This is a genomic window from Porphyromonas cangingivalis (genome assembly GCF_900638305.1).
Classification (GTDB): domain Bacteria; phylum Bacteroidota; class Bacteroidia; order Bacteroidales; family Porphyromonadaceae; genus Porphyromonas_A; species Porphyromonas_A cangingivalis.
Window position 1 is genome coordinate 1,351,936 of record NZ_LR134506.1, and the last position, 12,555, is coordinate 1,364,490.

Genomic DNA, 12,555 nt, shown 5'->3' on the forward strand with positions numbered 1-12,555 from the left:
TTTTGAATTCTTACTTGATTAGATCCACACGGCCTTGTACTTCTTCGAGCACCTGCTTAGCGATAGAAGAAGAGACTTCAGCATAGTGAGAGAAGCTCATAGTAGATGTAGCACGACCTGAAGTGATGGTACGAAGCGCAGTCACATATCCGAACATTTCAGAAAGTGGAGCTTTAGCCTTCACTACTCTTGCACCGCTACGGTTACTTTCCATACCCTCTACCTGACCACGTCTCTTGTTAAGGTCACCGATCACATCACCCATGCTCTCTTCTGGAGTGACCACTTCCACCTTCATGATAGGTTCAAGGAGGACAGGAGAAGCCTTCTCAGAAGCGCTCTTGAATGCTTGGATCGCACAGATCTCATAAGACAACTGGTCAGAGTCAACAGGGTGGTACGAACCATCGATGACTGTTACTTTGAGCTTATCAAGAGGATAACCCGCAAGCACACCATTCTTCATAGCACGCGTGAAACCCTTCTGAATACTTGGGATGAATTCCTTAGGGATATTACCACCCTTGACTTCATCGACAAATTGCAATTCGCCTTCGAAGTCTGCATCAGCAGGCTCGACGCGTACAATCATGTCCGCAAACTTACCACGACCACCGGTCTGCTTCTTATAAGTCTCACGAAGTTCGACAGGAGCAGTGATGGCTTCCTTGTAAGAGACCTGAGGACGACCTTGATTACACTCAACCTTAAATTCTCTCTTGAGACGGTCGATGATGATTTCGAGGTGAAGCTCACCCATACCGCTGATGACAGTCTGACCTGTATCTTCATTGGTCTGAACTGTAAATGTAGGGTCTTCTTCGGCAAGCTTAGCCAAGCCCATACCGAGACGATCAAGGTCCTTCTGAGTCTTAGGTTCGACAGCGATACCAATCACAGGATCAGGGAAGTCCATAGATTCAAGGGTGATAGGATGAGCTTCATCACACAATGTATCACCTGTACGGATATCCTTGAATCCGACACCGGCACCGATATCACCGGTCTCGATAGAGTCCTTAGGGTTTTGCTTGTTAGAGTGCATCTGGAAGAGACGAGAGATTCTCTCCTTCTTACCTGAGCGAGAGTTGTAGACATACGAACCCGCATCAAGGTGACCAGAGTACACACGGAAGAAGCAAAGACGACCGACATAAGGGTCAGTTGCGATCTTGAACGCAAGCGCACATAGTGGTTCATCGTGCTCAACCTTGCGAGTCAATATGACTTCAGGATCTGCAGGATCGGTACCCTCGATGACGGGGTTATCAAATGGGCTGGGGAGATAAGCACAGACAGCATTAAGAAGACTCTGCACACCCTTATTCTTAAACGAAGAGCCACAAAGCATTGGATTGATATCCATGTTAAGGGTACCCTTACGGATAGCAGCACGGATTTCATCCTCAGTGATCGTAGAAGGATCCTCAAAGTACTTCTCCATCAAAGTCTCATCGACCTCTGCAAGAGTTTCGAGCATCTTATCTCTCCACTCTTCAGCTTCGGCTTGAAGTTCGGCAGGGATATCCTTGATCACATAGTCAGCACCCATTGTTTCGTCAAGCCATAGGCAAGCCTTCATGGTTACCAAGTCGACGACCCCTTGGAATGTTTCTTCTGCACCTACGGGGATTTGGATCGGACAAGGGTTGGCACCCAAGATTTCTCTCACCTGACGTACCACCTCAAAGAAGTTAGCACCCGAGCGGTCCATCTTATTGACATAACCGATACGAGGCACCTTGTACTTATCAGCCTGACGCCATACAGTCTCAGACTGAGGCTCGACACCACCCACGGCACAGAAAGCAGCTACTGCACCATCAAGGATACGCAACGAACGCTCTACCTCTACGGTAAAGTCAACGTGCCCCGGAGTATCGATCAAGTTAATCTTGAAGTTATTGTTATCGTACTTCCAGAATGTGGTTGTAGCAGCGGATGTGATTGTGATGCCACGCTCCTGCTCCTGTTCCATCCAGTCCATGGTAGCAGCGCCATCATGTACCTCACCGATCTTGTGAGTAAGACCGGTATAGAACAAGATACGTTCAGAAGTCGTAGTCTTACCGGCATCGATGTGAGCCATGATACCGATATTTCTTGTAAGTTCGAGATGTAAATTATTTGCCATTGTTTATCCTCCTTAATAGGTTAGAATCTAAAGTGAGCAAAAGCACGGTTAGCTTCGGCCATACGGTGCATATCTTCCTTACGCTTGAACGCACCACCTTGATTGTTATAAGCATCAACAATCTCTGCTGACAACTTATCTGCCATAGTCTTACCGCCTCTCTTGCGAGCATAGAGGATAAGGTTTTTCATTGAGATAGACTCCTTACGATCAGGACGGATCTCAGTAGGCACTTGGAATGTTGCCCCACCGATACGACGGCTCTTGACCTCGACCTGAGGAGTTATATTTTCGAGTGCAGTCTTCCAGATTTCCAAAGCAGACTTTTCCTCGTTGGCGAGCTTACCCTTTACGATATCAAGGGCAGTGTAAAAGATTTCGAAAGAAAGATTCTTCTTGCCATCATACATAAGATGATTGACAAACTTTGTCACCTTTACATCACCAAATACAGGATCAGGAAGGACCTGTCTCTTTTTAGGTTTAGCTTTTCTCATGTCTTTTCTAAAAAATAATGTTCTTGTCATTGGTTGCCTCATACACTTCAACGTTCCCTCCGGAACATTTACTCAACCAGGCGCCTATCCAATAAAACTCAAACGTTTAGTTTGTTGATTCAATTCTAAGTTTCTCGTTACAATCGAAAAAGTGAAATCCAGTATCTATCTGGAGAGTAAGATTCAGAATCTCTATAACGCTTGTACACTTCGCCCCACTAAGCAAGTCATCGACGACTTTCATAGACAAGACTACTCAAGCAACGAGGCTCTTACTTCTTCTTACCCTTTGCCGGTGCAGCTGCTGCTCCTGGTTTAGGACGCTTAGCTCCGTACTTAGAGCGACGTTGTGTACGACCGTTCACACCTGCAGTATCCAATGTTCCACGGACGATGTGATAGCGAACACCAGGTAGGTCCTTCACACGACCACCACGAACAAGAACGATAGAGTGCTCCTGCAAGTTGTGACCTTCTCCAGGGATGTAAGAGTTTACTTCTTTACCGTTAGTAAGACGCACTCTGGCTACCTTACGCATAGCTGAGTTAGGCTTCTTAGGAGTAGTTGTATAAACTCTCACACAGACACCACGTCTTTGTGGGCAACTTTCCAATGCTGGAGACTTACCCTTCTCTTCGATAGTCTGTCTTCCTTTTCTGACTAATTGTTGAATTGTAGGCATTTCTTAAGTTATTAGTTATTTCTCAAAATAAGTTTTCTAATATTCACTTTTTCATTCGCACAGCGTCATTTCCACACGGTTACGGCAGAAATTACACTACACGAGTTGCAAAGTTAAACATATTATTTCGAATAACCAAACAGTTAGATAAACGAAACAAAAAGAGAGAGCTTCGAAGACATCTGTCTCCAAAGCTCTCTCGACTGTAAAAGTGGCGGCTACCTACTCTCCCACTTGCGTAGTACCATCGGCGTGATTGGGCTTAACTGCTCTGTTCGGGATGGGAAGAGGTGGATCCCCAATGCTATAGCCACCTTAATTATTTCATTATTTCCCTCTTATTCATGACCGTTTCTTTACACCGGTCATCAGAGAGATATATTAAGGCATATCTGACAAGTCCAAGATAGAGAAGTAGAAATCGTCCACTCAAAGAAACTCCTCGAAAACCTCTCGGCCTTCGTTCGTCCCATTCTCTCGATTCATCTCGCGCAGGTTCGATGTCTGTCCTATGAGACCGAACCCATACGAATTCTTTTTACGTATACGACTTCGTAACAGTTTGGAATATCTGTGTTACTCTTTTCGTTTTGCTTATCATTTTTCTCTTTTGTTTCCTTCTATTCTTTTAGGTCATTTACGTCCTTCAGGATCTCTTCTGAAACCCAAAAAGAATACAAGAAAACGATATAAAGCGTTCGGGCTATTAGTACTACTCGGCTTTTACATTACTGCATTTACACCTGTAGCCTATCAAGGTCATCGTCTATAACCACCCTATAAAGATATCTAATCTTGAGGAGGGCTTCGTGCTTAGATGCTTTCAGCACTTATCCTTACCGTACGTGGCTACTCGGCAGTGCTCCTGGCGAAACAACCGATAAACCAGTGGTACGTCCAACACGGTCCTCTCGTACTAGTGTCAGACCCTCGCAAATATCTCGCGCCCACAACAGATAGAGACCGAACTGTCTCACGACGTTCTGAACCCAGCTCGCGTGCCACTTTAATGGGCGAACAGCCCAACCCTTGGGACCTTCTCCAGCCCCAGGATGTGACGAGCCGACATCGAGGTGCCAAACCGCTCCGTCGATATGAGCTCTTGGGAGCGATCAGCCTGTTATCCCCGGAGTACCTTTTATCCTTTGAGCGATGGCCCTACCATACGGAACCACCGGATCACTATGCTCAAGTTTCCTTCCTGTGCGACTTGTGTGTCTCCCAGTCAAGCGCCCTTATGCCATTACACTCTACGACCGGTTACCAATCGGCCTGAGGGCACCTTTAGAAGCCTCCGTTACGCTTTTGGAGGCGACCACCCCAGTCAAACTACCCACCATACATTGTCCTCATTATCCACGAGTTAGTATCCAAACATCAAAAGGGCCGTATTTCAACAACGACTCCACAAATACTGGCGTACCTGTTTCTCAGTCTCCGGCCTATCCTACACATCTAATGCCCAAATACAATGTAAAGCTATAGTAAAGGTTCACGGGGTCTTTTCGTCCCGTTGCGGGTAATCGGCATCTTCACCGATACTACAATTTCACCGAGTTCGCGGTTGAGACAGTGCCCAGATCGTTACACCATTCGTGCAGGTCGGAACTTACCCGACAAGGAATTTCGCTACCTTAGGACCGTTATAGTTACGGCCGCCGTTTACTGGGGCTTCAATTCAGAGCTTCTCCTTAAGGATGACTCCTCCTCTTAACCTTCCAGCACCGGGCAGGTGTCAGACTATATACTTCATGTTTCCAGTTTGCATAGCCTTGTGTTTTTGTTAAACAGTCGCCTGGGCCTATTCTCTGCGACCTACGTCTCCGTAGGCGTCCTTTATTCCGAAGTTACAGGACCAATTTGCCTAGTTCCTTAACCGCGAATCGCTCGAGCGCCTTAGTATACTCAACCCAACCACCTGTGTCGGTTTACGGTACGGGTCCCTACATTGATTAACGTTTAGCGGTTTTTCTTGGAAGTCTGCTTACGCCCTTATCACTTCCCCCGAAGGTTCCGTGTACTATCAGGTTCGACTCTCGATGCGGATTTGCCTACACCGATCTTAATCTACACCCTTCAACCTACTATTCCGTCAGTAGGCAGGACTGTCACTACTCCGTCACCACATCACTCAATGCGGGAGTATGGGAATATTAACCCATTCATCCATCGGGTACGCCTAAACGGCTACCCCTTAGGTCCCGACTAACCCTGATACGACGAACGTTGATCAGGAATCCTTAGTCTTTCGGCGAGGAGGATTCTCACCTCCTTTATCGTTACTTATACCTACATTTGCTCTTCCAAATAGTCCAGTACAGGTCGTCCCTGTGCCTTCTACCCGTTTTGGAATGCTCCCCTACCGATACTTACGTATCCCACGGCTTCGGTAGACAACTTATGCCCGATTATTATCCATGCCACAATCCTCGACTAGTGAGCTGTTACGCACTCTTTAAATGAATGGCTGCTTCCAAGCCAACATCCTAGCTGTCTGTGCATCGTGACCGCGTTTAATACAACTTAGTTGTCATTTCGGGACCTTAGCCGATGGTCCGGATTCTTCTCCTCTCGGACATGGACCTTAGCACCCATGCCCTCACTCCTTGGCACTGCCTATAAGCATTCGGAGTTTGTCTGGACTTGATAGGCGGTGAAACCCTCGCATCCAATCAGTCGCTCTACCTCTTATAGTATATTCCAAAGGCTGCACCTAAATGCATTTCGGGGAGTACGAGCTATCTCCAAGTTTGATTAGCCTTTCACCCCTACCCTCATCTCATCCGAAAACTTTTCAACGTTTAACGGTTCGGTCCTCTATGTAGTGTTACCTACACTTCAACCTGGACAAGGGTAGATCACTTGGTTTCGCGTCTACTGTAAATAACTATCGCCATTTAAAACTCGCTTTCGCTTCGGTTCCATGTCTTAAAACACTTAACCTCGCTATTCACAGTAACTCGTAGGTTCATTATGCAAAAGGCACGCCGTCACACATTAATTGTGCTCCGACCGCTTGTAGGCAGACGGGTTCAGGGTCTATTTCAATCCTCTCGTCGAGGTGCTTTTCACCTTTCCCTCACGGTACTTGTACACTATCGGTCTCTAAGGAGTATTTAGCCTTGGGAGATGGACCTCCCGGATTCACACAGGATTACACGTGTCCCGCGCTACTCAGGTATCTCGTCATGCAGGTCTTCTGTTTCGAGTAAAGGGCTGTCACCCACTGTGGCCGGCCTTTCCAAACCGTTCCTCTACATACCTCCTGTACACTTTGTTCGAGACCCTACAACCCCGATATTGCCGAAACAACACCGGTTTGGGCTCATCCCCGTTCGCTCGCCACTACTAAGGGAATAACTATTGTTCTCTTCTCCTATGGGTACTAAGATGTTTCAGTTCCCCACGTTCGCTCAAACACGCATCGTGTCTGTGACGTGCCGTTAAACACGCCGGGTTGCCCCATTCGGAAATCTGTGGATCAAATCGTATGTGCCAATACCCACAGCTTATCGCAGCTTATCACGTCCTTCGTCGCCTCTTAGAGCCTAGGCATCCACCGTCTGCCCTTATCTGCTTTATATCGAATCTTTAACAAGATCTCCTAAGAGGTCTTGATTATGTCTTCAACAGCAAAAAAGTAACTTCCTAATGAACTATTACGTTTATTTCGTATACTTCGTAAACTATACTCTTTTAAAAGTATAGCGCCCGAGATAAATCCTTCCGCCACAACCGTCCGACTTGCGCCAAACAGCTGAAGCGTAGAACTCGTTTCTCTCGTTTACGTTTTCTATTCTCTATTCTTTACTTGTCAATATGTCTATGATCGCTATTTATACTGTCCATCACCCTCAGAAGAGTGAAGGAATCGTGGAGGATATCGGATTCGAACCGATGACCCCCTGCGTGCAAGGCAGGTGCTCTAGCCAGCTGAGCTAATCCCCCTAATATTATACTTTTACTTGTAGTCCCTGGCAGAGTTGAACTGCCGACCTCTACATTATCAGTGTAGCGCTCTAACCAACTGAGCTAAGGGACTGGCTTGATGCTCTGAGCCAAAGGCTGCAGTATAAAATAGGGTTATGATACTGAAGGTGACAAGCGTATAAGGGAGAATTGCCTCGTAAGTCTTCTTAAAGCTTTAACGAATCCTCTATCAATAATTCTGATGCTCCAGAAAGGAGGTGTTCCAGCCGCACCTTCCGGTACGGCTACCTTGTTACGACTTAGCCCCAGTTACCGGTCTTACCCTCGTGCGATCCTTGCGGTGACGCACTTCAGGTACCCCCGACTTCCATGGCTTGACGGGCGGTGTGTACAAGGCCCGGGAACGTATTCACCGCGCCATGGCTGATGCGCGATTACTAGCGAATCCAGCTTCACGGAGTCGAGTTGCAGACTCCGATCCGAACTGAGATAGGGTTTGGAGATTCGCATCCTGTCGCCAGGTAGCTGCCCTTTGTCCCTACCATTGTAACACGTGTGTCGCCCCGGATGTAAGGGCCGTGCTGATTTGACGTCATCCACACCTTCCTCGCGCCTTACGACGGCAGTCTCGTCAGAGTCCTCAGCTCTACCTGCTAGTAACTGACGATGTGGGTTGCGCTCGTTATGGCACTTAAGCCGACACCTCACGGCACGAGCTGACGACAACCATGCAGCACCTACATACATGCCCCGAAGGGAAGTCAGGCTCTCGCCCAACCGTCATGTACATTTCAATCCCGGGTAAGGTTCCTCGCGTATCATCGAATTAAACCACATGTTCCTCCGCTTGTGCGGGCCCCCGTCAATTCCTTTGAGTTTCACCGTTGCCGGCGTACTCCCCAGGTGGATTACTTATCGGTTTCCCTTGGGAGCATACCATATATCGCATACTCCGAGTAATCATCGTTTACTGCGTGGACTACCAGGGTATCTAATCCTGTTTGATACCCACGCTTTCGTGCTTCAGTGTCAGTTGCGGTTTGGTAAGCTGCCTTCGCAATCGGAGTTCTGCGTAATATCTATGCATTTCACCGCTACACTACGCGTTCCGCCTACCTCATCCGCACTCAAGCTCCACAGTTTCAACGGCAAGACTATGGTTGAGCCACAGCTTTTCACCACTGACTTATAAAGCCACCTACGCACCCTTTAAACCCAATAAATCCGGATAACGCTCGTATCCTCCGTATTACCGCGGCTGCTGGCACGGAGTTAGCCGATACTTATTCTTAGGTTACTTGCTTACAGCTACACGTAACTGCTTGTACTCACCTACTAAAGAAGTTTACAATCCATAGGACCGTCTTCCTTCACGCGACTTGGCTGGTTCAGGCTCTCGCCCATTGACCAATATTCCTCACTGCTGCCTCCCGTAGGAGTCTGGACCGTGTCTCAGTTCCAGTGTGGGGGATAAGCCTCTCAGCTCCCCTATCCATCGTCGACTTGGTGAGCCGTTACCTCACCAACTATCTAATGGAACGCATGCCTATCTGTCAGCAATAAATCTTTCCTAAAGTCCCCATGCGGAAACCAAAGTGTATGCGGTATTAGTCCGGATTTCTCCGGGTTATTCCCCACTGACAGGCAAGTTGCATACGCGTTACGCACCCTTACGCCGGTCGCCACCAAGATTAGCAAGCTAATCCCGTGCTGCCCCTCGACTTGCATGTGTTAAGCCTATCGCTAGCGTTCATCCTGAGCCAGGATCAAACTCTCCATTGTTGAAATAAATTTGTTTGTTGTTCCTTTGCTCAGATTATTGTGTCTATATCTATGTATAAACCTATTGAGAATTCTCTTCAAGATGTTTGACGTGGCAATGTCGATATTTAAAATATCTTATTCCCTTGTACTACTTGTCAAAAATTATCCTTCCAATATCAATATGTCTATGATCTCTTTTTCTTTCACCTGAAGGTCCTTTCAGACCCAAAGGTTCTGCAAAGTTAGAAACGATTTTCTTTACTTCCAAATTTTAAACCAAAATTTATTTTCGATCCGTTCAGAAGCGCGCTCGCCTCTCGTTTGCGGTTGCAAAGATAGACACTTTTTTCTTTCCACCAAACTCTATACTAAACTTTTTTCGTTTCATTGAAGCCCCGGTATTCGAGGCACACATTGAATATATGCTCATCAAAAAAAATTACAGAAGCTGATGGGTCATGGCAAAAACGATGGCTTCATTCATCGAATTAACTCCAAGTTTTTTGAACAAAGCCTTACGGTATTTTTTGATACTATCGACAGATTTGTTGAGCCGATCTGCCATATCATCCATAGTTAACCCCTGAGCTGCAAGCTTGATGAGATGGACTTCGTCGGATTTGAGCCTCACCTTATCGACCATATCCCAACCTTCGTAACCGTCTCTCGGGATCCACCTCCGATCGTTGTGTAAAGATGAAATATAAGCATCTGAAGAATGACTATCCACAGCAAGAGTGACTGCGCAAAACGAAAGCCATAGGTGATTGTCCGGGCTAAGTCGCATCGGCGTCCATCGGTGATTTGTCATAATGTACCCACCGTAATTGTCCCTCATCCGGATATTAAGCGAAAGAGTATAGCGTGTCCAAGTCTCAGGCGGAAGCCCGTGAAGAAATTGAATCGCAGACTTTTTGACTGCGATCATAACCCCATAATCTTCGGGGTGTATCTGTTCAAGAAAATACTCATAACCCAATCGCATGACTTCCTCACCAGGCTTGCCTCCCAAAAAGAGTGGATTATCCGAGACATAAAAGAAGTTGTGCCGATAATAGTCAACAACGTAAAACGACGGATAACAAACTCTGGAGACTGATGCCAACACATCGAAACACCCCCTCATTTTTTTGTAGCAGTCTTCGGACAGGGATTCCCGACTCTCCGAAAATAACGCATTCAATCTCATAAAAAGAATTACAAATTCGTAAACACCCAGATAAACATAGGGCAAAGATAAATAGAGATTTCAAGACAATCGAAGAAATAATAAAAAAACTACACAAAAGGGTAATCAGAAATACACAAATAAGAGTGACGATTGTCAAAATTTATATAGAATTTTGCAAGCAGTTAAAACAAACCTAAATAATTTAATCTCACAACAAAAAACAAACAATTTAAAAGAATGAAAAGGCTTTTAGTTGCCAGCACCATGGCTCTTGCATTGTTCAGCTGTAAAAAGGATCTAACCACAGATGTAACCCCGTCCTTGCCAGTATCAGTCACAATCGATCAAATTTCATTTAACAACCAATTTGCAAAAGCCCTGTCAAAAGCAGTGGCACAAAACTTAGAGTTGGCGCCATTTCTCCAGCAGGAGGCACTAAAGGAATTTGACAACAACACAGATATCTTATACCATAAGATAAAGGACATAAAATTGGCAAGTGGAGCAACCGTTAGAGAGCTTATTCTCTCCCAATGGGAGGGTACAACAGCTGAGTTTGCAACATTTGAGCAAAACACACCATTGCTCAACATATTTGCCTCAGATTTAGGGGTATTCAGTGAAGAGTTAGATCTTAAAAACTGGAATCTTTCAGGAGAAGTCGGAGTTGCAACCGACAATTCTCAAGGGAGTAAAACACTATATGTATCCGGAGACTCTGTCGCAGCCCTTAGTGGTTCTGATCTCCCTATGATTCCGACATTTGTGATTAATAAAAACAGACGAGTCAAGGTCAAAAGCACACTAAGATCTTCAGGAAGTGAGAATCTTGCATTTACTTACGAATTTGCTCATCCGGCCTACGATGGAACTAATAATAACAAACTAAGAGCAAGTAAGGGGACAGTCTGGGAAGAGCCTTTGGGCAACGGACTGATCGAACCATCGGAACTCCCAATGGAACTCAAACAAGCATTTAGCAGGAGTTTATCCACATCAAAATTAGCTCAAAGAGCTCTTTTGTACTATGGGCTAAATAACAACGAGCTAAACACTAATTTCAACGAGACTCTTTACAGATTTAAGATTGATAAAGCAGCTTATGGCACGATCGCTGGAGATAATGAAGATTATGACCCGAAAGTATTAGAGGACGAATCTGTATGGAGATATGGTCAAGTACATGCGGACATAGATGAAATTATAGCACAAATTTGGACAGAAGGGCATTTTGCTTTTTCATTTGAAGTTCTAACGCCATACCATTCCGGTGGTATTCTGAATCAACAATTAATCTTCAATGTTTCTCCAAAGGAACTTTTCAAGATGAATCCACTCAGAGATGATAGACCCGGAAATTTCTGGAGAAGGACAAGATATATTTACACCCTTGACAAAAACGAATTTGAATCCAGATGGGTATATCCTCACAAGCTACATAATAAAACATATGTAAGATTCGGAAATGCTTGGGATCTGAAGGAGCAGGGTCTACACAAATTAATCAGAGTCACAGAGCTTGACAAAGGAAACACAATAGAGCATTCTGATTCTTTCTCTGCAGAATTTTTAGAAAACTCCAAAAGTTCATTTGAAGCATCAATCAGCGCACTTATAAAGGGCGTAACTGTTGGGGTTAAAGGTGGAGGGGAGACTAATAGAGGCAGTAAGTTCTCCAAAGTTGTCTCCGGGAAAAGTGTATACAATGATGAAAATGACATTTTAGGGACTCTGGTATTGTACTTCACAGATCCTGTTGTTCTAAAATCAAGTAATGAGGGTTATGAACTGTTTAATGTCTCGAATGGAACAGTAACAGCATCTTTTGTACCGATAAAAGTATATTAACCGTAACCCAAAACAGCTCAATATGATTCGCTATTATTTACTTCTTCTGATACTAGTTCTCTCTCTGTCATCTTGCAAAAAAGGCAATAACGCTCCAGAGGTCGATGTATTCAAAAACACCGAATGGAGGGGGAAAGTAAATTTGGAATCTGCGCTTAATAAGAAAACGGCATATTACGTCATAAAGTTTTTTGGAGATAAGACTTTCCGTATATCTGCAGCTGATGCAGGTGGTATGATCTATAAGGATCTAAAAGCAGGCACTTACAAACTTGTAGATGGACATACACTGAAACTTTACTTGGAAAACGGAGGGTCATTCTCTTTCCTTTACAGAAAGAGAGGTAGTCAAAGTTACATCTATGCCGGCTATTATGGGGTGAATATGTACCGTCAATAAAAGCATTCGGCTTTAATCTAAAACAATAATTACGTGTATATCGGAGACACTGCGTCAAACGCAGACTGTCTCCGATATTTTTATTGCTCGTCGAGCGACAGAAAGTGTTCCGTCAGAGAATAAAAATT

At 45.2% G+C, this 12,555-nt stretch carries 6 protein-coding genes, 2 tRNA genes and 3 rRNA genes; 2 read left to right on the forward strand and 9 right to left on the reverse strand.

The features are described from left to right. Positions 1 to 10 precede the first annotated feature (10 nt). The 9 genes from fusA to EL262_RS05705 all read right to left on the reverse strand — a co-directional run bounded on the left by fusA (position 11) and on the right by EL262_RS05705 (position 10,134). Positions 11 to 2,134: an elongation factor G gene (gene fusA / locus EL262_RS05665; RefSeq protein ID WP_078735979.1), complete on the reverse strand. Its 2,124-nt coding sequence runs from the start codon at positions 2,132 to 2,134 to the stop codon at positions 11 to 13. A 20-nt stretch (positions 2,135 to 2,154) separates the two neighbouring features. After that, on the reverse strand, positions 2,155 to 2,631 hold the full coding sequence (gene rpsG / locus EL262_RS05670) for a 30S ribosomal protein S7 (RefSeq protein ID WP_025839415.1): 477 nt from the start codon (positions 2,629 to 2,631) through the stop codon (positions 2,155 to 2,157). Between the two features lie 272 nt (positions 2,632 to 2,903). Further along, positions 2,904 to 3,314 (reverse strand): 30S ribosomal protein S12, encoded by a 411-nt coding sequence (gene rpsL / locus EL262_RS05675; protein ID WP_025839414.1) that lies wholly within the window; start codon positions 3,312 to 3,314, stop codon positions 2,904 to 2,906. Between the two features lie 209 nt (positions 3,315 to 3,523). Beyond that, positions 3,524 to 3,632: ribosomal RNA gene (gene rrf / locus EL262_RS05680) — 5S ribosomal RNA — on the reverse strand. Between the two features lie 368 nt (positions 3,633 to 4,000). After that, positions 4,001 to 6,897 (reverse strand): 23S ribosomal RNA (locus EL262_RS05685). Between the two features lie 291 nt (positions 6,898 to 7,188). Beyond that, positions 7,189 to 7,262: transfer RNA gene (locus EL262_RS05690), tRNA-Ala, on the reverse strand. A 20-nt stretch (positions 7,263 to 7,282) separates the two neighbouring features. Next, a tRNA-Ile gene (locus EL262_RS05695) sits at positions 7,283 to 7,356 on the reverse strand. Between the two features lie 138 nt (positions 7,357 to 7,494). Further along, positions 7,495 to 9,026, reverse strand: a 16S ribosomal RNA gene (locus EL262_RS05700). Together the 16S, 23S and 5S rRNA genes with 2 tRNA genes alongside form the textbook arrangement of a ribosomal RNA operon. 421 nt (positions 9,027 to 9,447) lie before the next feature. Further along, positions 9,448 to 10,134: a helix-turn-helix transcriptional regulator gene (locus tag EL262_RS05705; RefSeq protein WP_025838124.1), complete on the reverse strand. Its 687-nt coding sequence runs from the start codon at positions 10,132 to 10,134 to the stop codon at positions 9,448 to 9,450. A gap of 282 nt (positions 10,135 to 10,416) precedes the next feature. Between EL262_RS05705 and EL262_RS05710 the strand changes: the two genes are divergently transcribed. Beyond that, positions 10,417 to 12,027 (forward strand): hypothetical protein, encoded by a 1,611-nt coding sequence (locus tag EL262_RS05710; RefSeq protein WP_025838122.1) that lies wholly within the window; start codon positions 10,417 to 10,419, stop codon positions 12,025 to 12,027. Positions 12,028 to 12,169: 142 nt separating this feature from the next. Further along, positions 12,170 to 12,427: a hypothetical protein gene (locus EL262_RS05715; RefSeq protein WP_036853591.1), complete on the forward strand. Its 258-nt coding sequence runs from the start codon at positions 12,170 to 12,172 to the stop codon at positions 12,425 to 12,427. Positions 12,428 to 12,555 lie beyond the last annotated feature (128 nt).

Excerpts from the sequence above, each read along its gene's own strand:
- fusA (WP_078735979.1), bottom strand. The coding sequence starts at position 2,134 with ATGGCAAATAATTTACATCTCGAACTTACAAGAAATATCGGTATCATG.
- rpsG (WP_025839415.1), bottom strand. The coding sequence starts at position 2,631 with ATGAGAAAAGCTAAACCTAAAAAGAGACAGGTCCTTCCTGATCCTGTA.
- rpsL (WP_025839414.1), bottom strand. The coding sequence starts at position 3,314 with ATGCCTACAATTCAACAATTAGTCAGAAAAGGAAGACAGACTATCGAA.
- EL262_RS05705 (WP_025838124.1), bottom strand. The coding sequence starts at position 10,134 with ATGAGGGGGTGTTTCGATGTGTTGGCATCAGTCTCCAGAGTTTGTTAT.
- EL262_RS05710 (WP_025838122.1), top strand. The coding sequence starts at position 10,417 with ATGAAAAGGCTTTTAGTTGCCAGCACCATGGCTCTTGCATTGTTCAGC.